The sequence below is a fragment of the Rhizobium sp. BK512 genome, assembly GCF_014194915.1.
Taxonomy (GTDB): Bacteria; Pseudomonadota; Alphaproteobacteria; order Rhizobiales; family Rhizobiaceae; genus Rhizobium.
The window spans coordinates 355,260-377,432 of the sequence record NZ_JACIAS010000006.1 but is presented as its reverse complement, the minus strand read 5'-3'; the positions used below and the strand labels follow the sequence as shown (position 1 = coordinate 377,432).

21 protein-coding genes and 2 tRNA genes are annotated in these 22,173 nt (G+C 60.9%); 12 read left to right on the top strand and 11 right to left on the bottom strand.

The genetic code is table 11. From position 1 onward, the window contains the following. The first annotated feature begins 29 nt into the window (after positions 1–29). The 3 genes from betA (at position 30) to FHX06_RS22425 (ending at position 3,364) form a co-directional block, all read left to right on the top strand. Positions 30–1,682 (top strand): choline dehydrogenase, encoded by a 1,653-nt coding sequence (gene betA, locus FHX06_RS22435; protein WP_183880915.1) that lies wholly within the window; start codon positions 30–32, stop codon positions 1,680–1,682. A 72-nt stretch (positions 1,683–1,754) separates the two neighbouring features. Further along, positions 1,755–2,669: a sigma-70 family RNA polymerase sigma factor gene (locus FHX06_RS22430; protein WP_409564434.1), complete on the top strand. Its 915-nt coding sequence runs from the start codon at positions 1,755–1,757 to the stop codon at positions 2,667–2,669. Between the two features lie 89 nt (positions 2,670–2,758). Beyond that, a complete protein-coding gene (locus FHX06_RS22425) occupies positions 2,759–3,364 on the top strand; it encodes a flavodoxin family protein (protein ID WP_113014982.1) in 606 nt (201 codons plus the stop codon). A 5-nt stretch (positions 3,365–3,369) separates the two neighbouring features. On the opposite strand, the gene FHX06_RS22420 is transcribed toward FHX06_RS22425, so the two are convergent. The 3 genes from FHX06_RS22420 to FHX06_RS22410 all read right to left on the bottom strand — a co-directional run bounded on the left by FHX06_RS22420 (position 3,370) and on the right by FHX06_RS22410 (position 4,776). After that, entirely contained in the window at positions 3,370–3,840 is a 471-nt protein-coding gene (locus tag FHX06_RS22420) for a DUF6644 family protein (RefSeq protein WP_113014983.1), read from the bottom strand. Positions 3,841–3,849: 9 nt separating this feature from the next. Further along, positions 3,850–4,236 carry a DUF6152 family protein gene (locus FHX06_RS22415; protein WP_113145836.1) on the bottom strand — a complete coding sequence of 129 codons (387 nt, stop codon included), beginning with the start codon at positions 4,234–4,236 and terminating at the stop codon, positions 3,850–3,852. A gap of 93 nt (positions 4,237–4,329) precedes the next feature. Further along, positions 4,330–4,776, bottom strand: a complete 447-nt coding sequence (locus FHX06_RS22410; protein WP_112543006.1) for an RrF2 family transcriptional regulator — start codon at positions 4,774–4,776, stop codon at positions 4,330–4,332. A gap of 419 nt (positions 4,777–5,195) precedes the next feature. Between FHX06_RS22410 and FHX06_RS22405 the strand changes: the two genes are divergently transcribed. The 3 genes from FHX06_RS22405 to cysN are packed head-to-tail and all read left to right on the top strand — an operon-like array spanning position 5,196 to position 8,396. After that, on the top strand, positions 5,196–5,939 hold the full coding sequence (locus tag FHX06_RS22405; RefSeq protein ID WP_183880907.1) for a phosphoadenylyl-sulfate reductase: 744 nt from the start codon (positions 5,196–5,198) through the stop codon (positions 5,937–5,939). A gap of 17 nt (positions 5,940–5,956) precedes the next feature. After that, complete coding sequence (gene cysD, locus FHX06_RS22400) at positions 5,957–6,910, top strand: sulfate adenylyltransferase subunit CysD (protein WP_183880905.1); 954 nt, start codon at positions 5,957–5,959, stop codon at positions 6,908–6,910. Position 6,911: 1 nt separating this feature from the next. Continuing rightward, positions 6,912–8,396: a sulfate adenylyltransferase subunit CysN gene (cysN, locus tag FHX06_RS22395; RefSeq protein ID WP_112543003.1), complete on the top strand. Its 1,485-nt coding sequence runs from the start codon at positions 6,912–6,914 to the stop codon at positions 8,394–8,396. Between the two features lie 27 nt (positions 8,397–8,423). Here the strand turns inward: cysN and FHX06_RS22390 are convergent, their stop codons facing one another. Further along, positions 8,424–9,476 (bottom strand): LacI family DNA-binding transcriptional regulator, encoded by a 1,053-nt coding sequence (locus FHX06_RS22390; protein ID WP_183880903.1) that lies wholly within the window; start codon positions 9,474–9,476, stop codon positions 8,424–8,426. A 521-nt stretch (positions 9,477–9,997) separates the two neighbouring features. Between FHX06_RS22390 and FHX06_RS22385 the strand changes: the two genes are divergently transcribed. Then, the gene (locus FHX06_RS22385; RefSeq protein ID WP_183880901.1) at positions 9,998–11,506 is read left to right on the top strand and encodes a DegQ family serine endoprotease; all 1,509 of its coding nucleotides are present in this window, start codon (positions 9,998–10,000) and stop codon (positions 11,504–11,506) included. Between the two features lie 51 nt (positions 11,507–11,557). Here FHX06_RS22385 and FHX06_RS22380 read toward each other — a convergent pair whose 3' ends face one another. Continuing rightward, a complete protein-coding gene (locus FHX06_RS22380; protein WP_113210056.1) occupies positions 11,558–12,964 on the bottom strand; it encodes a PLP-dependent aminotransferase family protein in 1,407 nt (468 codons plus the stop codon). Positions 12,965–13,070: 106 nt separating this feature from the next. Between FHX06_RS22380 and FHX06_RS22375 the strand changes: the two genes are divergently transcribed. Continuing rightward, positions 13,071–13,739, top strand: a complete 669-nt coding sequence (locus FHX06_RS22375; protein ID WP_113203685.1) for a GNAT family N-acetyltransferase — start codon at positions 13,071–13,073, stop codon at positions 13,737–13,739. Positions 13,740–13,977: 238 nt separating this feature from the next. Next, positions 13,978–14,856 carry a glutathione-dependent disulfide-bond oxidoreductase gene (gene yghU / locus FHX06_RS22370; RefSeq protein WP_113210057.1) on the top strand — a complete coding sequence of 293 codons (879 nt, stop codon included), beginning with the start codon at positions 13,978–13,980 and terminating at the stop codon, positions 14,854–14,856. Between the two features lie 336 nt (positions 14,857–15,192). On the opposite strand, the gene FHX06_RS22365 is transcribed toward yghU, so the two are convergent. After that, complete coding sequence (locus FHX06_RS22365; RefSeq protein ID WP_112542999.1) at positions 15,193–15,378, bottom strand: hypothetical protein; 186 nt, start codon at positions 15,376–15,378, stop codon at positions 15,193–15,195. A 197-nt stretch (positions 15,379–15,575) separates the two neighbouring features. Continuing rightward, a tRNA-Pro gene (locus tag FHX06_RS22360) sits at positions 15,576–15,652 on the bottom strand. A 261-nt stretch (positions 15,653–15,913) separates the two neighbouring features. Here FHX06_RS22360 and FHX06_RS22355 point away from each other — a divergent pair. Then, positions 15,914–16,324 carry a hypothetical protein gene (locus tag FHX06_RS22355; RefSeq protein WP_112542998.1) on the top strand — a complete coding sequence of 137 codons (411 nt, stop codon included), beginning with the start codon at positions 15,914–15,916 and terminating at the stop codon, positions 16,322–16,324. A 94-nt stretch (positions 16,325–16,418) separates the two neighbouring features. Here the strand turns inward: FHX06_RS22355 and FHX06_RS22350 are convergent, their stop codons facing one another. The 3 genes from FHX06_RS22350 to FHX06_RS22340 all read right to left on the bottom strand — a co-directional run bounded on the left by FHX06_RS22350 (position 16,419) and on the right by FHX06_RS22340 (position 20,908). Continuing rightward, entirely contained in the window at positions 16,419–19,814 is a 3,396-nt protein-coding gene (locus tag FHX06_RS22350) for an acyl-[ACP]--phospholipid O-acyltransferase (RefSeq protein ID WP_183880899.1), read from the bottom strand. 91 nt (positions 19,815–19,905) lie between these two features. Beyond that, entirely contained in the window at positions 19,906–20,187 is a 282-nt protein-coding gene (locus tag FHX06_RS22345) for a YiaA/YiaB family inner membrane protein (RefSeq protein ID WP_113203605.1), read from the bottom strand. 34 nt (positions 20,188–20,221) lie between these two features. Then, complete coding sequence (locus FHX06_RS22340) at positions 20,222–20,908, bottom strand: PspA/IM30 family protein (RefSeq protein WP_113203604.1); 687 nt, start codon at positions 20,906–20,908, stop codon at positions 20,222–20,224. Positions 20,909–21,019: 111 nt separating this feature from the next. Here FHX06_RS22340 and FHX06_RS22335 point away from each other — a divergent pair, with 111 nt between their 5' ends. Further along, positions 21,020–21,637, top strand: coding sequence for a TetR/AcrR family transcriptional regulator (locus tag FHX06_RS22335; RefSeq protein WP_112542995.1), 618 nt, complete (start codon positions 21,020–21,022; stop codon positions 21,635–21,637). 6 nt (positions 21,638–21,643) lie between these two features. On the opposite strand, the gene FHX06_RS22330 is transcribed toward FHX06_RS22335, so the two are convergent. Beyond that, positions 21,644–21,718 (bottom strand) — tRNA-Gln (locus FHX06_RS22330). A gap of 157 nt (positions 21,719–21,875) precedes the next feature. Here FHX06_RS22330 and FHX06_RS22325 point away from each other — a divergent pair. After that, positions 21,876–22,172 carry a cupin domain-containing protein gene (locus FHX06_RS22325; protein ID WP_112542994.1) on the top strand — a complete coding sequence of 99 codons (297 nt, stop codon included), beginning with the start codon at positions 21,876–21,878 and terminating at the stop codon, positions 22,170–22,172. Position 22,173 lies beyond the last annotated feature (1 nt).

Sequence of the window (22,173 nt, the reverse complement as noted above, 5' to 3'; positions counted from 1 at the left end):
GTTGCACACGACAATCCAAAGGGAACAGCATGCAACAGGCAGATTTCGTCATCGTCGGCTCCGGCTCGGCAGGCTCGGCGCTTGCCTACCGGCTTTCGGAAGACGGTAGGAACACGGTCATCGTCATCGAGGCTGGCGGCTCGGATTTCGGGCCGTTCATCCAGATGCCGGCGGCCCTTGCCTGGCCGATGAGCATGAAGCGCTATAATTGGGGTTATCTTTCCGAGCCCGAGCCGAACCTCAACGACCGGCGCATTACAGCCCCGCGCGGCAAGGTGATCGGCGGCTCCTCCTCCATCAACGGCATGGTCTATGTGCGCGGCCATGCGGAAGACTACAACCGATGGGAAGAGCTCGGCGCCAACGGCTGGGCCTATGCGGATGTGCTGCCCTATTTCAAGCGCATGGAGCATTCGCACGGCGGAGAAGAAGGCTGGCGCGGCACGGACGGGCCGCTGCATGTGCAGCGCGGTGTGCTGAAGAATCCACTGTTTCACGCCTTCATTGATGCCGGCAAACAGGCTGGTTTCGAGACGACCGAGGATTATAACGGCTCGAAGCAGGAAGGCTTCGGGCTGATGGAACAGACCATCCATCGCGGCCGGCGCTGGTCGGCGGCAAGCGCCTATCTGAAGCCGGCGCTGAAGCGGCCGAACGTTGAACTCGTCAAGGGTTTTGCGCGCAGGATCATCATCGAGAACGGCCGGGCGACAGGTGTGGAGATCGAACGCGGCGGCGCAGTCGAGATCGTCAAGGCCAATCGCGAGGTGATCGTCTCAGCTTCCGCCTTCAACTCTCCGAAGCTGTTGATGCTGTCAGGCATCGGGCCAGGTGGCCATCTGCAGGACATAGGCATCGAGGTAAAGGTCGACCGGCCGGGCGTCGGCGCCAATCTGCAGGACCATATGGAATTCTATTTCCAGCAGATCTCGACGAAGCCGGTGTCGCTCTATTCCTGGCTGCCGTGGTTCTGGCAGGGTGTCGCCGGCGCGCAATGGCTGCTTTCCAAGGGTGGCCTCGGCGCTTCCAACCAGTTCGAAGCCTGCGCCTTCCTGCGTTCCGCACCGGGGCTGAAGCAGCCGGATATCCAGTATCATTTCCTGCCGGTCGCCATCAGCTATGACGGCAAGGCGGCTGCCAATACGCACGGCTTCCAGGTGCATGTCGGCTACAATCTTTCCAAGTCACGGGGCAATGTCACGCTGCGCTCGGCCGATCCGAAGGCGGACCCGGTGCTGCGCTTCAATTACATGAGCCATGCCGAAGACTGGGAGAAATTCCGCCACTGCGTGCGCCTCACCCGCGAAATCTTCGGCCAGAAGGCCTTCGACCACTATCGCGGCCCGGAAATCCAGCCGGGCGAGAAGGTCCAGACGGATGATGAGATCGACGCGTTCCTGCGCGAACACCTTGAAAGCGCCTATCACCCCTGCGGCACCTGCCGGATGGGCGCGAAGAACGATCCGATGGCGGTGGTCGATCCCGATACGCGGGTCATCGGCGTCGACGGCCTGCGCGTCGCAGACAGCTCGATCTTCCCGCATGTCACCTATGGCAATCTGAATGGTCCATCGATCATGACGGGCGAGAAGGCCGCAGACCATATTCTCGGCAAACAGCTGATAGCCCGGTCCAATCAGGAACCGTGGATCAATCCACGTGCGGCGGCGAGCGACCGGTAAGGCTGCACAAAAAACTGGACAGCGTGTCACAAATCGCTGCCTCATCTCGTCCAGCCTTCTCGAATGGACAAGATGAAGGAAATGGCGACGGCAATGGCGAAGCTGGATCAGATGACAGCGGCAGAGGGAGATGCGAGTACCGCTTTCAATCCGCTGCGCCCGCGGCTGACGCGGGTTGCCTATCGCATGCTGGGATCAGTCGCAGAGGCGGAAGACATTGTGCAAGAGGCTTTCCTGCGGTGGCTCGATGCAGATCGCAGCGCTGTCCGCGAGCCGGCCGCCTTCCTGCATCGGGTCGTGACGCGGCTTTGCCTCGATCAGCTGAAATCGGCCCGGCGGCGGCGTGAGACCTATATCGGGCCGTGGCTGCCGGAGCCTATCGTGGTCGCGTCCGAGGAGGAAGTCGACGACGTTACGCTGCCGCTGATGCTGGCGCTGGAACGGCTCTCGCCGCTCGAGCGCGCGGTCTTTGTGCTGCATGATGTCTTTGGGGTCGGTTTCGAGGAGATCGCAGCGACGATCGGGCGCAAACCGGCGGCCTGCCGCCAGCTTGCCAGCCGGGCACGGGCCAATGTCCGGAGCGCGCGGCCGCGTTATGCCCTGCCGCCCGAGCACGGAATGCAGATCGCCTCTGCCTTCTTCACGGCATCGCGCAGCGGCAATATCCAGGAATTGCAGGCGCTGCTTGCCGAGGATGCAACCGTCTATACGGACGGTGGCGGCAAGGCAGTGGCGCCGCGGAAGCCGATCATCGGTCGCGACAAGGTGACAAGGCTTTTTGTCGCGCTGGCACCGATCTTCACCGCGCATATGTCGCAACTGCTGCATTACGGCTTGATCAACGGATTGCCGGGCTTTGTCAGCATCGAGGAAGACGGCTGGCTGCAGACTACAGCCCTTCAGATCGAGGGTGAGAGGATCACCGCGATCTATGTGACGCGCAATCCCGAGAAGCTCGCGCATCTGGAACAGACCGCCCTGCACTAGGGCGCATCACGCTCACAATCTGCACATTTCACCATCCGCAGTCGACTGCGGAGGCAGGCACCCATTTTCACATCGGAGGAGATCGCCCCATGACAGAGACACGTATCGCCATCGTTTATCACAGCGGCTACGGCCATACGGCGCGACAGGCAGAAGCGGTAAAGGCGGGTATCGACCGGGTCGCCGCTGTCAGCGGTCTGCTGCTGACAGTGGAGGAAGCGCCGAACCGTTGGGATGATCTCGCCGCAGCGGAGGCGATCATCTTCGGCGCGCCGACCTATGTCGCCGGACCCTCTGCCGCTTTCAAGGCCTTTCAGGAGGCAAGTTCGCGCGCGGTCATGGCGGCCGGTTATCGCTGGAAGGACAAGATCGCCGCCGGTTTCACCAATTCGGGTTCGCAGGCGGGCGACAAGCTCGCCACTCTGATGCAGATCGCGCTGTTTGCCGCCCAACACGGTATGCATTGGATTAATCTCGACTTGCCGCCAGCCAACAATTCCTCCTTCGGCTCCAAGGAGGAGCTCAATCGGCTGGGCTTCTGGCTCGGCGCAGCCGCGCAATCGAATGTCGACGAAGGCGCTGACATTGTGCCGCCCGAAGCGGACCTCGCAACCGCCCGCCATCTCGGCCAGCGGGTCGCCGAAGCAACGCTGCAATTCGTGCGTGGACGCGGCTGGGCAACATCAGACGGGTGATTGGCTCAGAGAAAACCGATCCACCTTCCGGCTATGACGGCCGCAATCCATATGATCGCCGAGAGAGTTGCGGAGAACCGCACAACGGGGCGGATAATGCCGATCGTGACTGCGGTTCGCCAAGCCCGCCCGGCATGTACTGCCAGCACATTCAGAATGCCGAAAGCGATCAGCCCCAGCTTGGCAAGAAAGGCAGGATTGGCGGCATATTCGATCGGACGAACGCTAAAGAGACAGAAGCCGGTGAGCAGCGCCAGGGCGAGGCCGACGCCGGCCGAGCGGGACAGGAATGGCGCAACGACCTCCACAGGCACCTTGCCAAAGAAACCGGCGAGCCTGAGATCAAGCGGCAGGATGGCGCCGACCAGGAGGCCGATCGCCAGGATATGGGCGGCATTGACGAACATATAGAGCGTTGCGGAGCGGCGAAGCTCGACCGCAAGCGTGGTGGCAGCCAGCCATTCGAGAAGCTCCATGACGAGGCGTCAGTTCGTCTGGATGCGTTCCGGATAGATATCGTAGCGCTTTTCACCGACGGTGATGCGTACCGCCTTCATCCGCTTCTCGGTGCGGTCCTGTGAGCGGTTTCCGAGCGCTGTGACCTGATCGCCGGGCTTTGCGACACCTTCGACGAAGCCCGCGCGCTCCGTCTGGCGCGGATTGCCGAGCTCGACGCGCCAGACACCGTCATCAACGGTCTCGACATCGAGCGTCGGGTGCGGCCCGCCCATGGAAATCTGCTGGATGGTGCCGCGAAGCTCGATCTGATCGGCTTCCGCCCACGACCAGCCGTGATGGGCCGCGGCACCGGTTGCGACCGTCGCCGACAGCAGGACGGCTGCCAGCGCTCTCTTTGTCGAAAGTGCAAACATCATATTTCTCCCTACCCGAATGCACGGGCAGGTGGAGCATGTCAGCCAGATGGAAAGGTCACTCACCGAATCTTGAAGGCCGGTGAGAGGAGGTCAGGCAAGCAGCCGGGTGACTTCCGCGCCGCGCTTGGTACCGACGGCATCGGCGATCGTCGTGGAGAACAGCACCTTGCGTGTGGCATCCGCCACCTTGGCGAAGACGTGGCGAATTTGGCAGGTCTGCTCGCCTTCGCAATCATCGCACTTGCGGTAAGCGGTGATCGACAGGCAGGGCAGCGGGGCGATCGGGCCGTCGATGATGCGCAGGATCTCGCCGAAGGTGATGCTGTGGGCTGGCTTCAACAGCAGGTACCCGCCCTGCTTGCCGCGGCGGCTGACGACGATGCCGTGGTGTTTGAGGTCGAGCAGGATCTGTTCGAGAAACTTCTTCGGGATCTTTTGCTGCACAGCAATGTCGGAAATCATGACCGGTTCGTCGGCCGCAGCTTCCGCCAGAACCGTGAGCGCCCGCAGCGCATATTTTGCCTTTTGCGTAATCATCTCGGACCGTCGACACACACAGGGCGGTGTCGAATCCGACATCGCGAAAAAAGCTAATTGCCTCTATTGCACGGCCAGCATGAACGGAATTTGAACGCGCTGGAAAAAGCCTTGAGAGACAAGTATTTTGGCCCTGTTTTTTACCCTCGGCCAACAGCTGGTAATCTATTACAAAAGAGGGCAATTTTCATCATCCGTGCCATCAATTCAGATTTCCAATTGACAGGCGCCGTGTAACACTACTATTTCTATAGACATTAAGTTCGAGGCGCGATTTCTGCGCCTGCGGCTGCTTTTCTGCATTGCGGCAGGATGGGAGAGATATTTGCTCCGCTAAGCAGTCCTTTCGAAATCCCTTTTTCTGTCCGATCCATCTTTGAGCTGCGATACTCCGGCCAATATCAAGGACAGGATCCCCCATGACTGTTATCAATCCGATCGAAGAAGCCGAGGCTTTGGCTGACAAGCTTTCGGGTCTCGACCTTGCCGGCCGGCTTTCGTTCGTCGCCGGCCTTGGCGGGCGTGTGGTCTTCACCACCTCGCTCGGCATCGAGGACCAGGTCATATCAGCCGAGATCGGCACGCATCGCCTGCCGATCGACGTCGTGACGCTGCAGACAGGTCGGCTTTTCCCCGAAACGCTTGCGCTGATCGACGAGACCGAGAGCCAGTACGACATCCACATAACCCGCTACGAACCGGAGCAGGCAGATATCGACGCCTATGCGGCGAAATACGGCATGAACGGTTTCTACGAGAGCGTCGAAGCCAGGCATGCCTGTTGTGGCATGCGCAAGCTGAAGCCGCTTGCGCGGGCGCTGGCAGGCGCCACGATCTGGATCACCGGCCTGCGCCGCGGCCAGTCGGCCAACCGCGCCGAGACGCCGTTTGCCGAGTATGACGCCGAGCGTCATCTGCTGAAGGTCAACCCGCTCGCCGACTGGGACATCGAGAAGATCAAGTCCTTCGTCGCCGATAACAGCGTGCCGGTAAACCCCCTGCATGCCCGCGGCTACCCCTCGATCGGCTGCGAGCCCTGCACCCGCGCCATCAAGCCCGGCGAGCCCGAACGTGCCGGCCGCTGGTGGTGGGAGCAGGACGAAAAGCGCGAATGCGGTCTGCATGTCGCCGAAGAGGCCGCCGCGATCGCCGTGCAGCAATAAGAAGTCTGGAGTATTTTATGCCCGATACCCGTCAGGATACGGAACTCACCAATCCGCAGAGCGCCAAGCCGCCGCTCGACCCGCATCTGAAGGCGCTGGAAAACGAAGCGATCCACATCTTCCGCGAAGTTGCCGCCGAGTTCGAGCGTCCGGTGATGCTCTATTCGATCGGCAAGGATTCCTCTGTGCTGCTGCATCTGGCACGCAAGGCCTTCTATCCCGGCCGCGTGCCCTTCCCGCTGCTGCATGTAAATACCGGCTGGAAGTTCGCGGAAATGATTACCTTTCGCGACGAGATTGTGAAGAAATACGATCTCGACCTGATTGAACATATCAATCCGCGCGGCAAGGCTGAAAACATCACGCCGTTTACCTACGGCTCTGCCCGCTACACCGACATCATGAAGACGGAAGCTTTGCGCAATGCGCTTGATGCCGGCCAGTTCGACGCGGCCTTCGGCGGCGCGCGGCGTGACGAGGAAGCGTCCCGCGCCAAGGAACGCATCTATTCCTTCCGCACGCCCGACCACCGCTGGGATCCGCGCAACCAACGCCCGGAGCTTTGGAACGTATATAACGGCCAGATCCGCAAGGGAGAGAGCGTTCGCGTCTTCCCGCTGTCGAACTGGACCGAGGTCGATATCTGGCGCTATATCCAGGCCGAGGAAATCCCGATCGTACCGCTCTACTTTGCGGCCAAGCGCCCTTATGTCGAGCGCGACGGCATGATGATCGCGGCATCCGATCCGCGCCTGGATCTGCTGCCCGGCGAAACGAAGCAGGAAGATTTCATCCGCTTCCGGACGCTCGGCTGCTTCCCGCTGACCGGCGCGATCCGCTCGACGGCCACCACCCTTGAAGACATTATCGCGGAGCTGGAGATCGCCACGGTTTCCGAGCGCCAGGGCCGCGCCATCGACCGCGACCAGTCCGGCTCCATGGAAAAGAAGAAGCGTGAAGGATATTTCTGAGATGAGTGCAGCAATTCCCGCAAACGTCGTCGCCGTGCCCGCCGCCGAGCCTCTGAAGGCCGTGCGCGACTCGCGCCCGTTGCGCCTCATCACCTGCGGCAGCGTCGATGACGGCAAGTCTACCCTGATCGGCCGCCTGCTCTGGGACACCAAGGCAGTCAAGGAAGACCAGGCAGCAGCGCTTCGCCGCGATTCCACCGGCAAGCAGAACGATCTCGGCCTGCCCGATTTCGCTCTGCTGCTCGACGGCCTGCAGGCCGAGCGTGAACAGGGCATCACCATCGATGTCGCCTATCGCTATTTCTCGACCGACAAGCGCTCCTTCATCGTTGCCGACACACCCGGCCACGAGCAGTATACCCGCAACATGGCGACCGGCGCCTCGACCGCCGATCTTGCCGTGCTGCTGGTCGATGCCCGCGCCGGCATTCTCGAGCAGACGCGCCGCCATGCGACGATCGCCTCCTTGCTCGGCATCAAGCAGTTCGTACTCGCCGTCAACAAGATCGACCTGACGAACTATGACCGTGCCGGCTTCGACAAGATCACCCACGAGTTCAAGGAATTTGCGCTGTCGCTTGGCGTCAAGCAGATCACCGCGATCCCGATGTCGGCATTGAAGGGCGAGAACGTCGTCTATTCCGGCCAGGCAGCCATGCCGTGGTATAACGGCCCGACGCTGGTCGAGACGCTGGAACACGCAACCGTGCGCTCCGGCCAGTCGACCGGCTTCCGCCTCTCGGTACAGCGCGTCTCGCGTCCCGGCGAAAGCTTTCGCGGCTATCAGGGCACGGTTGCCGGCGGCTCGGTGAAGCCTGGTGACAGCGTCATGATCCTGCCGTCGGGCATGGTCGCCAATGTCACCAAGATCGTCACCTTCGATCTGGTCCGCAATGCGGCCGTTGCCGGTGATGCGATCACGCTCGTTCTCGACCGTCAGGTGGATGTCGCACGCGGCGACATGATCGTCTCGATCGACAGCCAGCCGCAGACCGGGCTTTCCTTCGACGCGCAGGTCGTTGCCCTGCAGCCGGAAGGCATTGAAGCGGGCAAGCGCTACTGGCTGAAGAGCGGCTCGCGCCGCCAGCGTGTGCAGGTCGAACCCGTCAGCCAGCTGGAGCTGAAGAGCGGCACGTGGAACTCGGCTCAGCGGCTCTACATGAACGCCATCGGCAAGGTGCGCCTGGTTTTCGACGAAGCCGCGATCTTCGATCCCTATGAACAGAACCGGGCCACCGGCTCCTTCATCCTGATCGACCCGGAGACCAACAACACGATCGCCGGCGGCATGGTGACCGGTAAGCGCGCCGACGTCAGCGGCCTTCATGGCAATGATGCCCGCGTGATCCTGTCGCTTCCGGCCGATCTCGCCGAGCAGATCATGGCAAGCGAGTTGTTCGCCAAGCGCAGCCACGAAGCGGAGGTGCGCCGCATGACGGCATCGGAAGCGGCCGAACTCTGGTCGAGCGCGGCAAGCGATATCTAAGAAAAAAGGGGCCGATCGGCCCCTTTTTTACTGCTTCGGCATCGAGCGTGTCGACCCGCGCTCGATGATCGAGAAGCCGAGATCAACCCTCTGCTCTTCCGGCGGCTCCTCGCGGATGGCACGCAGCAGCATATCGGCGGCGCGGCGGCCGAGGTCATGACGCGGAACATGCACCGTCGTCAGGGATGGCGACGTAAACTGCGCGAATTCCAGATCGTTGAAGCCGCAGATACCGAAATCATCCGGCACCTTGATGCCGCGTTCATTGCACTCGATCAGAGCGCCAAGGGCGAGATCATCATTTTGCGCGAGGATCGCATCGAGATCGGGCATCCGCTCCAGCAACTCGGTGAACAGTCGCCGTCCGAGACCGATGCTGGTGGAGCCGTCGACGCCGTGCATCAGCGATGGATTGCCGAGGCCAGCTTGGCGCATGGCCTCCTCATGTCCCGCACGACTGCGGCGCGATCGGATGTCGCTTATCCCGCCGATGAAACCAATCCGCTTGTATCCTTTCGACAGGAGGAAACGGGTGGCGGCTGTCGCGGCCACATGATGCGACATGCCGACAAGCAGCGTTTCCCGCGGCTGGCTGAGATCGGCAACATGGGCGACCGGAAAGGCGGCTGCATCCATCAGCATCGCAAGGCCGTCATAATATTCCGCGTTCACGAGGATGATCCCGGCCGGCTTCTGCGCAAGGAAGGATTTGAACTGGCTGATTTCCTGATCCGCGTCGTTGAGGGTGTTGGCATATTGCACGCGCAGATCCGTAGCGCGCAACCGCTCCTCGATGCCCATCATCACACCGGTAAAGCAGGGGTGGTGAAGCGAGGGCGTTATGACGCCGACGATGCCGCTGTGACGGCCGGCAAGCGCGCGAGCGGCGAGATTGGGGATGTAACCCATTTCGTCGACAGTGCGCAGGATGACCTCGCGCAGCTCTTCTGAGACGATTTCGGGGTTGCGAAGCGCGCGCGAGATGGTGATCGGACTGACCCCTACCCTCTTTGCGACGTCGCTCAGCTTCACATGGGAACCGCGCTTCTTTTCCCGCCCCGGCTTCACTGAATCCCTCATCGCTTCCCGCATGCCACCGCGAGCCCCGCCTCCCGTCGATTCGCAGCTTCCCTTTTCTGAAGAAAAATTAATTTAGAGTCTACTAACATTTTAAAGTCCATCTCAACCGAAACGCGAAAAAACATGAACAAATATCGCAAATGTTTCGGTTTAATACGTCGCTTGCAGGCTGATGGATCACGGAAAAGTGGAATATATTTCACTATTCTGGCGCCTCGCGAGGCAGGCAACACGAGCGCCGGGATAATTTCGGCAATGCTTGGCCAGTCAAGATTAAATTATAGTAATGTGTTACGATACCGTAATATAAACATGATCAATGTTTAATTTGTAAATCCCGCAGAACGGATCATATAGGTATCAAGCGCCAATTCTTACCGATCACAGTATTAGCCAAATCATACAGGCGAAATATAAGTAATAAGCGGTAAAAGCTGGTGGAAATACTCGTTGACGCCAAGGTCCATGGCATGGAACCAAGACGCCATTCAATGCCAACGCTCTCGCAAGGGACTTCCACTATGTCAAACATTCTTCGCAAGCACCGGGCCGCAGCACTTGTCGGAGCGGCCATCGTTCTCGGCGCGGCCTCCCTGCCGTTTGCCCTTTCCTCTTCCTCGACGGCTCTTGCCGCGCCGGCTGAGGCAGGGGGCGCTCTTACCTCCAGCGGCTCCTTTGCTGCCGTCGTCGATGCCGACAAGCCGGCCGTTGTAACCATCACCACCACGATGAAGGCCACCAATGCCAGTGCAGACGGTTCGCCGATGGACGAGCAGTTCCGGCAATTCTTCGAACAGCAGGGTATTCCGCTGCCGCATCAGGCACCGCAGCAGCAACAGCCGCAGCAGCAGCATGCCATGGCGCTCGGCTCCGGTTTCGTCATCAGCCCCGACGGCGTGATCGTTACCAACAACCACGTCATCGACAACGCCATCGACATCAAGGTCACGCTCGACGACGGTACCGAACTGCCGGCCAAGCTGCTCGGCGCCGATCCCAAGTCCGACCTCGCCGTTCTGAAGGTCCAGGCTCCGCATCCGCTTGCCACCGTCGCCTGGGGCGATTCCGACAAGCTGAAGCTCGGCGACCAGATCCTGGCCATCGGCAATCCGTTCGGCATCGGCACCACGGTAACGGCGGGCATCGTCTCGGCCCGTGGCCGCGACCTGCACAGCGGCCCGTACGATGATTTCATCCAGATCGATGCGCCGATCAACCATGGCAATTCCGGCGGCCCGCTGGTCGATCGTGATGGCAATGTCGTCGGCATCAATACCGCCATCTACTCGCCAAACGGTGGCAGCGTCGGCGTCGGCTTCGCCATTCCTTCCTCCGAAGCAAAGGTGATCGTTGCCAAGCTGCAGAAGGACGGTTCGATCGATCACGGCTATCTCGGCGTGCAAATCCAGCCGGTCACCCAGGATGTCGCCGATGCTGTCGGTCTCTCCAAGGCTGAAGGCGCGCTGGTTGCCGCCGTCACCAACGGGACGCCTGCTGCCCATGCCGGGATCAAGACGGGTGACATCGTAACCGCCGTCGGCAGCGAAAATGTCAAGACGCCGAAGGACCTGTCGCGCCTCGTTGCCGACCTGTCGCCGGGTGCGAAGGAAACGCTGGCCGTCTGGCGTGACGGCAAGACGGTCGATCTCAACGTCACCGTCGGCGGCAATGAAGACACGCAGAAGCAGGCCGCCGTCGAAAGCAGCGATGATCAGGGCCAGGCTGCCGGTCAGCCGAGCCTCGGCATCGGCCTTGCCGACCTGACGCCTGATATCCGCCAGCAGCTCAACCTGCCCCACAGCGTTGCCGGCGCCGTCGTTGCCAACGTCAACCCGGACAAGTCAGCCGCTGCTGCCGGCATCCAGCCCGGCGACGTGATCGTCTCGGTCAACGACAAGCCGGTGCACGACGCCCGTGACGTCAAGACCGCCGTTGCCGATGCCGGCAAGTCCGGCCGCAAGTCGGTGCTGCTCCTGATCGAACGCGGCGGCAACAAGACCTTCGTGGCCGTGCCCTTCGCCGCCGCTTGAAGGGCACCCACGTGAGCACTGCGCCCGGACCCGCTCCGGGCGCATGTGTTCTCAGCTCAGGATCCGATCGAGATCGGCTGCCAGTCTTTGAACGGCAGCCGTTTCCGCTTGGGAGATACCGAAAAGGATGCCGGGGTCGGCTTTGCCGATGAAGAAGCCTGACATCGGCATCAGTCCATAGCCCAACGCATTGGCCTTGGCGACGAATGCCCGGTCGTCCACCGTCTGATCGCAAAACCAGGCTCCAAGCTGCAGTCCGCCATTGCCACCCGAAACGGCCAGCCTGCCCGCGAAACGGCTCCCCAGCATGTCGGTCATCAAGGCCATGCGTTCGGCATATTGCTGGTTCATGCGCCTGAGATAGGCACGCAGCCGGCCTTCATTGATAAAATCGGCAAGAGCCGCCTGAATATGAGTGGCGACGGCAACACCCCTGCGATGCAGCGCTTCCGACGCCTCCGGCACCAGCCAGCGCGGCACGACAGCATAGGCGACGCGCAGGCCGGGCGCCAGCACCTTGGAGAAGGTGCCGATGTAAGCCACGACCTCCGCCCTGTCGATGCCCTGCAGGGCGGCGATCGGCCGCGAGCCATACTGAAAGTCGCTGTCATAATCATCCTCGACAACAAGGCTTTCGTGCCGGCGTGCAGCTTCCAGCAGTGCCAGCCGCCGCGGCAGGCTCAGCGTCGCGCCGGTCGGATACTGATGCGATGGCGTCACGTAGATCAGCGCCGGCTGCGGGCCTTCCACCCTAGAGACGTCGATGCCCTGCTCATCGCAGGGGACCGGCACGATGTCGGCACCCGCATCGTCGAGCAGCAGCCGGGCGGCGCTATAGCCCGGGTCTTCCATCCATGCGGTCTTGCGCCCGCTCCTTCTCAGCATTGCCCTTGCAAGCATGTCGATCGCCGCGCGCGTAGAGGGCACGATCATGACCTGCCCCGGCTCGGCGACCACGCCGCGCGTCGTCGAGATATGTTCGAGGATCGCTTCGCGCAGCTCGTGGAGCCCCGTCGGGTTCTCATAGCCGAGATGATGGCTGCGCAGAGACCGGCTGGACGAAGCGAGGTGACGGCTCCAGGCATCATGCGGGAAATCCGATACATCGGACACACCGGGCCGGAACAGGCCGCGATAGGAGGGCCGGTCCGATCTCGCCTCCTCAAGAGGAGTGCGGTCGTCCCGCTGGCGTTCCGGCCGCATGCGTTCGAGGGCGGCAACCCGTGTCGCCGCACCGGCGGAGGCCTCGATATAACCTTCGGATTTCAGCCGCTCATAAGCTTCCACCGCCGTAGACCGCGCGACCTCGAGCGAGGCCGCTAGAGCGCGGGTCGACGGCAATTTGTGTCCGGCCGGAAGCTGGCCGAGCAGGATTCGGTCGCGCAGGCTTCGATAGATCTGGCCGGACAGATCGCCGCCGCTTCGATCGAGGTTCAGCCATGCAGGTGCCGATGTCATCAGTCAACTGGTCTTCCAATAAGTTTAAAACTGGACTTTTACTCCAGTCCATTTGCAAGGCAAGAGCAGTCGGAGTTCAATGCATCAGTTCAATGGAATGACGGACATGACAAAGGATCTTGCCGACTGGAAGGGTGTTGCGCGCCCCGACCGCGCACCGATTGAAGGCCGCTACACCCGCCTGGAGCCACTAGACGCCGCAAAGCACGGCGCCGATCTGCTCCGCTCGGCCCAACAGCCGGGCGCTGAAGACCGCTTCCGCTATCTCTTCGAACAGGCACCGGCCGATATGGAAGCCTTCATGCCCTGGCTGGAAAAATCCGTCGCGAGCGAAGACCCGCTGTTCTTTGCCGTGGTCGACAAGGCGACGGGACGTGCCGAAGGCCGGCAGGGGCTGATGCGGATCGATACCGCCAATGGCGTGATCGAGATCGGCAACATTCTCTGGGGAGCTGAGATCGCGCGCAAGCGGGTGGCGACCGAAGCGCTCTATCTTTGCGCCGCTTACGTCTTCGACACACTCGGCTACCGTCGTTTCGAGTGGAAGTGCAACAACCTCAACGAACCTTCGAAGCGCGCGGCACAACGCTTCGGCTTCGCCTTCGAAGGCATCTTCCGCCAGCACATGGTGCAAAAGGGGCGCAACCGCGACACCGCCTGGTTTGCGATGACGGACGGCGACTGGCCGAAGCTGAAGGCTGGATACGAGGCATGGCTGGCACCCGAGAATTTCGACGCCGAGGGCCAGCAGAAGAGCAAGCTCAGCTTCCAATAGAGATCCAAAGTGTGCCACGATCTTTCAGATGGACGTGGCACGCCTTGGTCTTCTGTGTCGCATGTGCTTATCGCAAAACGCAGTGCACGTTTGCGCGAGTACTGCCACCCGCGGCGATTAAAAATCCGCCGCCCTGATGACAATAACTTCATTGCTACCAATATGTTCAGGGGTCCCAGTTGAGGTTAAGGATTGGGCCGCTCATTCAACGCACGAAGTTATTCCGTCAGGAGATCACATGACCAGCTCGTCCGACTATACGCCCCCCAAGATCTGGACCTGGGACAAGGAAAACGGCGGCCAATTCGCCAGCATCAACCGCCCGATTGCCGGGCCGACCCGAGAAAAGGAACTGCCGGTTGGCCGGCACCCGCTGCAGCTCTATTCGCTGGGAACGCCGAATGGCGTGAAAGTGACGATCATGCTGGAAGAGCTGCTGGCGCTTGGCCATAGCGGCGCGGAATACGATGCCTGGCTGATCAGGATCGGCGATGGCGACCAGTTCGGCAGCGGTTTCGTCGAGGTCAACCCGAACTCCAAGATCCCGGCGCTGATGGACCGCAGTGGCGAAAAGCCTGTTCGGATCTTCGAATCCGGCGCGATCCTCACTTATCTTGCGGAAAAATTCGACGCCTTCCTGCCGACCGATCCGGCCAAGCGCGCCGAATGTTTCTCTTGGCTGTTCTGGCAGGTAGGCAGCGCGCCCTATCTCGGCGGCGGCTTCGGCCATTTTTATGCCTATGCACCGACGAAGATCGAATATGCGATCAACCGGTTCGCCATGGAGACCAAGCGTCAGCTCGACGTGCTCGACCGGCGTCTCGCCGAGAGCAAATATATCGCCGGCGACGAGTTCACCATCGCCGACATGGCGATCTGGCCCTGGTATGGTGGCCTCGTGAAAGGCTGGATGTACGGTGATTCCGCCGAATTCCTGCAGGTGCAGGAGTACAAACACATGAACCGCTGGGCCGACATGATCGGCGACCGCCCGGCCGTCAAGCGCGGCCGCATGGTCAACCGCGTCAGCGGCGAGCCCTCGAGCCAGCTCCACGAGCGCCATGACGCCAGCGACTTCGAGACGAAGACGCAGGACAAGCTGCAGGCAGCCGGCTGACGGGATCACAAGGTCAGGCGCGCCGCTGCAATCGGCGTGCCTGCGCTCGAAGAAAAAACGGCGCGAGGCGGAAATCGCAAATTTTCCCACTAAAAATGATGGGTTTTTAGGCGAACTGTACCGAATCCGGCAAAAGTGCCCTCGCCTCATTCTTCCAGTCTTGCTGAAATGCCCAAGCTCTCCTGCCACCTTTCGGAGAGCTTTCCCCATCTACCCCGCCGAAAGCCACCGGCGGGGCTTTTTATTCCAGCGTCAGAGAACGGGGAACTCTCACCCGTGTCGGAGCGGACTGGCGCCGACGATCATGAGCAAAGCTTTGGGTGAAACAGATTCCAGTCAGCGCCACTTCGGCTGAGGCTTCGGAGCATTCGCCTGGATCTCATGGAGCGGTGCCCGATGGCCCAGGAGCTTCTTGAGCTTCTCCTCCTCGGCCGGGCCTATGCCGAATTTTCGGCAATGCTCGGTGATGTCCTGATCTTTCGGGCCGGGAATTCGAACTTGTCGATTGTTCATCTTCTTCATTGATGCTTCCTCCTCCGAAGGAAACCAGCTTAGCGCCAATTTGTTCGTTAGCAAAATCTAAAATTATGGGCTTGCGTGGTTCAAACCGGTGCATTTGCGGGAGCGATCTGATGGGCGTGGCGAGCGCGTCCCAGGGGACGCCGAGGAAGGACAGAAAGCCAGAAAAGAAAAAACCCCGCCGAAGCGGGGTTTTCGGCTGGTCGGAGTGGAGTGATTCGAACACTCGACCCCCACGTCCCGAACGTGGTGCGCTACCAGACTGCGCTACACTCCGTGACCAGCGGCGCCTCTATAGACCGGCCTATTATGTTGCGCAAGCACCAAAATTCAAAAAGGCGCGGGAATTTTTGACGGGCTCGTGACAAGGTGTTTCAGCCCACCGTGCAGCAAAAAGCCACACCCTCGGCAAATTCTTCAGAAGCGGCCAAGTGGCAATTTTCTTTTGCCGGGTTACAGGCTAAAGGGCTTGACGGGACAGGCGAAACCGTCGCGAAGGCGGCTTCGCAGCCACTGGCTAGATATCAGGGACGACACGATGAAACTCCGCACCATGACCGGGGCCGCCGCGCTTGCAATTGCGCTTGCCGGATGCACCACCATACCTTCCGCCGGCAACCCGATCGAGGCGCGCTGGGTCGGCCAGTCGGCCGGCAAGTTCTTTGCCGCCTATGGCCCGCCGCTCAGCGACCGCGACGAAGGCTCGTCGACGATCTACACCTGGAAGGGCGGTTACAAGACGGTGCGCGTGCCCGCGAAATATGCCGAAGGTGCTGACGGCAAGCGCGGCAAGCAGATTGCGAGCGCCCGCACGCTTTACCTGCGCTGCCAGGCCGAAATCACCACCAGTTCCGACTATACGATCCGCGATATCCGCACCGTCACCGATATCCCCGGTGTGAACGGTCCTTCCTACTGCGCCGAATTCCTGGCGCCGGAACAGAAGTAACCGGATTATTCGTCCGATAATGCCAACAGGCGGCCTGCAAGCCGCCTGTTTTGTTTTCACTTATGATCACTGCTGCCGGAGAATGAAGCCGGTTTTACGCCGCCTGCTCCGGCTGGGCCGCGCTCTCGGCCAATCTGCGCGCCGTCACAAAATCCACCTTTCCGGAGCCGAGGACCGGCACTTTGCCGATGGTAACCTCGGCCGGCACCATCATGTCCATGGCGCCCTTCGATTTGGCAAAAGCGAGGAATTCGGCGCGAGTGGCAGTCGGCACATCGGTCAGAAGTACAAGCCGCTCGCCCTTCTTTGCATCCGGTATCGAGGAGACGACCGAAAGAGCGCCCGGCCAGAGTTCTGCGGCAAGGGCCTCGACGGCCGCGAGAGATATCATCTCACCGCCGATCTTGGCAAAGCGCTTGGCGCGGCCGCGGATCTTGACGAAACCGTCCTCGTCGATGGTGACGATGTCTCCGGTATCATGCCAGCCGTCCACAAGCGGTTCGAGCACACCGGGATTTTCGGCACGCAGATAGCCGGCCATGACGTTGGCGCCGCGGACGACGAGGCGGCCACCGTCATCGATGCCGGGTACGGGTTCGAGCTTCCATTCCATGCCCGGCAGGATTTTGCCGACAGTGCCCGACTTGTTGTACATCGGCGTGTTGATCGAAATCACCGGCGCCGTCTCGGTGACGCCATAGCCTTCCAGAATGCGCAGGCCGAATTTCTCCATGTAGGTGGCGCGGGTGGATGCCTTCACCGGCTCGGCACCGGAGAAAATATAGCGGATGGAGCGGAAGTCGTAAGGGTGGGCCGTCCTGCTGTAGCCGTTGAGGAAGGTATCGGTGCCGAAGATGATCGTAGCATTCGAGACATAGATCAGCTCTGGCACGATACGATAATGCAGCGGCGACGGATAGAAATAGACCGGCACACCCGAGATCAGCGGCAGCACGGTGCCCGCCGTCAGCCCGAAGGAGTGGAAGACCGGCAGGATGTTGAACACCTTGTCGCCGCTGTGGAAATCGATGCGGGCGGCGGCCTGGGCTGCATTCGACAGGATGTTGCGATGGGTCAGCACGACGCCCTTCGGCGTACCTTCGGAGCCCGAGGTGAAAAGAATGACGGCCGGATCATCAGGCTTGCGCTTCACCAGCGGCCTTGCCTTGTGCAGATAGCCCCTGATCTTGCTCACAAGGCCGATTTCGGTGCGGAGATCGTCAAGCCAGACGATCTTAAGCTGCTTTTCCATCTCCTCGATGACCGGGCCGAGCTTGGCCTGGGTCACGAAGGCGCGGGATGTGAGGACATGCTTCACTTCCGCCGCCTTGCAGGCGGACAGGATATTGGCCGCACCGGCGGTGAAATTCAGCATGGCCGGCACCTTGCCCGCCGTCATCACGCCGAGGAGCGTTGCGGCGGCGCCATTGGCGTTCGGCAGCATGACGCCGAGATTGCGTTCCGGGAACATGCCACGGAATTTCGCGCCGAGCACGGCAGCACCCGTCAGCAGCTTGCCGTAAGTGAGCTTGCCGGTGACCGGATCCTCGACGGCGAGCTTGCCCATGCCGAATTCGTGGCTCGCCTCGATGATGCGGTCAATGACGGTCGAGGATGTATCGGCGGTCCGGAACATCAGGTTCGACATGACCTGGTAGAGGGCGGCACCGGCTGCCGTGCGGCGCTTGCGGCCCTTGAGTTCGGCCGGAACTTCGAGTTTCACCGGCTCGAGAATGGTGACCTTGACCTTGGGGAACAGCCGGCGGCGGATCTTGCCGTCGTTCAGGTAAGAGAGATAGCTCTTCTCCAGGCCGTCGATGCGCACCGGCACGACCATCGCTCCGGTCTTGTCGGCAACCATGGCGGCGCCGTCATAAACCTTCATCAGCGTGCCGGTTACCGTCAGGCGCCCCTCGGGAAAGATGCCGATCGGGCTGCCGTCCTGCACCACCTTGATCAGCGAGCGCGTCGCCATCGGCTTGGTCGGATCGAGCGGCAGGAATTTGCACATTTTCAGGAAGGGTCTTACCCACCAGGCTTGGGCGATCTTGTAATCGACCGCAAAGACCGGCTCCTCCTCGGTGATGGCAAGTGCCAGCGCGCCGTCGAGCAGACTGACGTGATTGAGCGCGATGATGGGAGCCGGCCCAGCTTTCTTGATATTTTCGAGGCCTTCGACTTCCAGCCGCATGAAGGCACGGAACAGGATCGAGACGAAATCGCGGAAGGCATTGGTCGGCAGCGTCTTCAGCATCAGCCAGGCAACGGCGAAATTGATGATGCCGAGGCCGATCAGGATCTGCGGAATAGAGGCACCGAAGGCCTGGACGACGGCAACAGCACCGAGGCCGACAGTGATGAAGAGCGCCGACAGGACATTGGCGGCACCGATGACGCGGGCGCGGCGGTCCTCATGCGCCCAGGTCTGCAGCGCGGCGAAAGTCGGAACTGCGATGAAGGCGCCTGATATCGCCATGCCGGCGAGATCGATTGCGACGCGGATCGTGTTCTGGCCGGCGAAGAAAGCCAGGATGGTTGTCGCATGGCTGGTCGATTGCAGACCCCACAGGTTCCAGGCGAGATCGAGGCTGAAGATGGCAAGCAGGGCCGTGCCGATCGGCGCAGGCAGAAGCACAATGCGGCCTGATGACATCCAGGCGGCGATGGCGGAGCCCACTGCGACTGCCACGGCAAAGACCGTCAGATAGGCGGGCACGACAATTTCCGAACCACCGAGCAATTCGGTGACCATGGTCGGCAGGATAGAGAGCACGAATGCGCCGACCAGCCAGAACCAGCAGTTCATCAGCGCCGAACGCCACAGGCGCTTGTCGCTGCGGATTTCCATGACGAGGTTGTAGCTGGAGCGGATGACGTTGGTATCGACCTCGAGATCGGGAGCCTTGGAGCCGGTTGCCGGGATCATCCGGCTGGCAAACCAGCACAGCACCGAAAGACCGATCATCATCGTGCCGAAGACGAGGACATTGTCGCCGCCGGAAAAGGCGAATGCGGCAACGATGGTGCCGCCGAGGATGGCGATGAAGGTGCCGCCCTCGATCCAGGCATTGGCCTTCGGCAGGTCGCGGCGTTCCAGGTGGTCAGGCAGAATGCCGTATTTGATCGGGCCGAAAAGCGCGGAGATGACGCCAAAGCCAAACAACGCCGCCATCAGGATCCAGATGGAGGAGAAGGCAAGACCGACGACAGCAACGACCGCCACCGCAATCTCGCATCTCTTCAGCAGTTCGGCGACCTTGGCCTTGTCGTGCTTGTCGGCGAGTTCGCCGCCGATTGCCGAGAGCAACAGGAATGGAATGATCAGGACGACGCCGGCAAGCGTGACCAGTGCCGCGCCCTCGGCAGCCGACATCTGGAAGAGGATCAGGAATACAAGAGTATTCTTCAGGAAGTTGTCGTTGAACGCGGTGAGGAACTGCGTCCAGAACAGCGGCGCGAATTTCCTTGATGTCATCAGGTTGGTTTGCACGGCAGATCCTCCATTGGCTCGCAGAGAAGGCCACAGAGTTGTTACGCAAAAGTTGAGTATAGCAACAACTCTGTGGTGTAGTTAATGAAGATTAGTCTTCACCGTTACGATTGAACTTGACGAGCAGCTTCTCGGTGCGGGCGTCTTCAACCTTGCGGATCAGCTTTTCGGATTCAGCATTGTCGCGCAGCGTCTTGGTTATATTCACCGTCGTCTGAACCAGCATCAGGATGCCCATTGCCAGGTAGCCTTTGCCCCAGAGATCGAGCGGTATCATATAGAGGCCGAGCGCCAGCATGAAGGCTGCGGCGCCGAAGGAGATGTAGGAGAAGCTGACCCAGCTGGCGGAATGTTTCTGGAAACTGTCGTTCATTGTCGTGATTCCCTCAGGTTTGATGATGCTGATTTTAAGCGGCGGGATTGATGCGGCTGCGCAGGCGGGCGAGCACGTCATCGGCGGAAGAGCGCAACGGCGCACCGTATCCGGCATTGGCAAGCTTCTCGATGATGCCGGCAGGAACGGTCGAAGTCTCCATCGCCTTCAGGGCCGAGGCCGTTATCTCATTCTGGTTCTGACGGATGCGAAGGCGCGCAAGCGTCTCCTCGGCATCGTCAAGCGTCGCAAGGCCTGTGCCGGCAACGACGACATCGAGCTTCTGCGTCTCTTCGGTGGCGCGGGCCAGACGCTCGCCACGCTGTAGTTCCTGCAACCGCATTTCGGAGATGCGGACAATTCCCTTCAGCTTGCCGATTGCAGTCGTGAACTGCGCCTGGGCCTTTTCGGATTGGTCGCGCTCGGCCTCGAGATAGGCGATCGCTTCGGCACCCTCGCGGGCCAGTGCTTCATTGCCCTTGGCAAGCGCAGCAGCGGCGCGGGTCTCGAGATCGTCGATCCGGGAGACGATCGTTGCGTGCTGAGCCCGCTCCTGCTCGTTCTGGGCAATGGCGATCGCCACGCTGCGGCGGGCCGACTGGATCGATTGTGCGGCATCACGGATCTGCTGGGCAAGCAGAGGTACGGCATTGCGGTCGGCAAAGGCCTGTTCGGCGTCGTAGGCCCCGCCCCGCAACAAAGTCGAAATCAGTTTGAACATTTCTTTCCTCCGGTTTATGAACGCTGTTCACGAGTTGAGTTATGGCAGAATCCTGAACGCCGTTCAAGAATAATTTTGAACGTCGTTCATGAAATCGAAGCGAGATGGTTAATGGCAGGGAAAAGAGAAGAAAAACGCGAAGATCTGAGGGCGCGGCTGATCGATGCGGCACGAAGCCGGATTATGCGAGAGGGGCTTGCAAACCTCAGGGCGCGCGAGATCACCCAGGATGCCGGCTGTGCACTCGGCGGCCTCTATACGGTCTTCGCCGACCTCGCCGAACTCGTCATCCATGTGAATTCCACGACGCTGAAGGCGCTGGAAGCAAGGCTCACCTTGCCCGAGACCAGGGACAGGACACCGACCGACCGGCTGCGCAATCTGGCGCAGGGATATTTAGGTTTCGCAGTGGAAAACCGGAATCTCTGGAAAGCGCTCTTCGAGCATTACCCGCCTGAAACCAGCCCGACGCCGCAATGGCATCTCGATGAACATCTCTTCCTGATGGACGTGATCGCAGAACCGCTTGCCGAGCTGCAGCCTGATATGACGGCGGAAGACAGGGCGATCCGCGCCCGCACGCTGTTCGGCGCCGTCCATGGCGTCGTCAGCATCAGTCTCGAAGGCCGCTTCGTCGGTCTGCCGGCCGAGCGCCTCGCGCGGGAAGTAGATGAGCTTGTGGTGACGATTGCCGCGGGTGCGGCGACAAGGCGTTTACAAGCTACTTGAACGTTGTGGCTGGGGCGCCTGGATTCGAACCAGGGGATGGCGGTACCAAAAACCGCTGCCTTACCGCTTGGCTACGCCCCACCAGAGCTGAAGCGGATGCCGCTTCGCCAAAACGTGGCCTGATTAGCAAAGGTCGGTCTGCCCCACAATCACTAAGTTCACTGCGACGTCATATTTGTATGCGCGGCCATGCCGGCATGGTAGGACTGCAAGCATCGAACAGCCAATGGAGACACCGTTGAGCCAATATCGCGCCCGTCCACCAGCGCTTGCGACGCTGATCCTCGATGATGCCATCGTGCGCATCACCCAGTGGGATTTCGAGCCGGGTGCCGATACTGGCGTCCATACGCATGGCTTCGGCTATGTGGTCGTGCCGATGACCGATTGCCAGTTCCTGATCGAGGATGCCGAGGGCAGCCGGCGGGTGGATGTAGCCAAAGGGGCTGCCTATCGCCGCGAGGCCGGTACCGAGCACAATGTCGTCAATGCCGGCGAGCAGCCCATGTCCTTCATCGAGATCGAATATAAATAGA

Excerpts from the sequence above, each read along its gene's own strand:
- betA (WP_183880915.1), top strand. The coding sequence starts at position 30 with ATGCAACAGGCAGATTTCGTCATCGTCGGCTCCGGCTCGGCAGGCTCG.
- FHX06_RS22430 (WP_409564434.1), top strand. The coding sequence starts at position 1,755 with ATGAAGGAAATGGCGACGGCAATGGCGAAGCTGGATCAGATGACAGCG.
- FHX06_RS22425 (WP_113014982.1), top strand. The coding sequence starts at position 2,759 with ATGACAGAGACACGTATCGCCATCGTTTATCACAGCGGCTACGGCCAT.
- FHX06_RS22420 (WP_113014983.1), bottom strand. The coding sequence starts at position 3,840 with ATGGAGCTTCTCGAATGGCTGGCTGCCACCACGCTTGCGGTCGAGCTT.
- FHX06_RS22415 (WP_113145836.1), bottom strand. The coding sequence starts at position 4,236 with ATGTTTGCACTTTCGACAAAGAGAGCGCTGGCAGCCGTCCTGCTGTCG.
- FHX06_RS22410 (WP_112543006.1), bottom strand. The coding sequence starts at position 4,776 with ATGATTACGCAAAAGGCAAAATATGCGCTGCGGGCGCTCACGGTTCTG.
- FHX06_RS22405 (WP_183880907.1), top strand. The coding sequence starts at position 5,196 with ATGACTGTTATCAATCCGATCGAAGAAGCCGAGGCTTTGGCTGACAAG.
- cysD (WP_183880905.1), top strand. The coding sequence starts at position 5,957 with ATGCCCGATACCCGTCAGGATACGGAACTCACCAATCCGCAGAGCGCC.
- cysN (WP_112543003.1), top strand. The coding sequence starts at position 6,912 with ATGAGTGCAGCAATTCCCGCAAACGTCGTCGCCGTGCCCGCCGCCGAG.
- FHX06_RS22390 (WP_183880903.1), bottom strand. The coding sequence starts at position 9,476 with ATGAGGGATTCAGTGAAGCCGGGGCGGGAAAAGAAGCGCGGTTCCCAT.
- FHX06_RS22385 (WP_183880901.1), top strand. The coding sequence starts at position 9,998 with ATGTCAAACATTCTTCGCAAGCACCGGGCCGCAGCACTTGTCGGAGCG.
- FHX06_RS22380 (WP_113210056.1), bottom strand. The coding sequence starts at position 12,964 with ATGACATCGGCACCTGCATGGCTGAACCTCGATCGAAGCGGCGGCGAT.
- FHX06_RS22375 (WP_113203685.1), top strand. The coding sequence starts at position 13,071 with ATGACAAAGGATCTTGCCGACTGGAAGGGTGTTGCGCGCCCCGACCGC.
- yghU (WP_113210057.1), top strand. The coding sequence starts at position 13,978 with ATGACCAGCTCGTCCGACTATACGCCCCCCAAGATCTGGACCTGGGAC.
- FHX06_RS22365 (WP_112542999.1), bottom strand. The coding sequence starts at position 15,378 with ATGAAGAAGATGAACAATCGACAAGTTCGAATTCCCGGCCCGAAAGAT.
- FHX06_RS22355 (WP_112542998.1), top strand. The coding sequence starts at position 15,914 with ATGAAACTCCGCACCATGACCGGGGCCGCCGCGCTTGCAATTGCGCTT.
- FHX06_RS22345 (WP_113203605.1), bottom strand. The coding sequence starts at position 20,187 with ATGAACGACAGTTTCCAGAAACATTCCGCCAGCTGGGTCAGCTTCTCC.
- FHX06_RS22340 (WP_113203604.1), bottom strand. The coding sequence starts at position 20,908 with ATGTTCAAACTGATTTCGACTTTGTTGCGGGGCGGGGCCTACGACGCC.
- FHX06_RS22335 (WP_112542995.1), top strand. The coding sequence starts at position 21,020 with ATGGCAGGGAAAAGAGAAGAAAAACGCGAAGATCTGAGGGCGCGGCTG.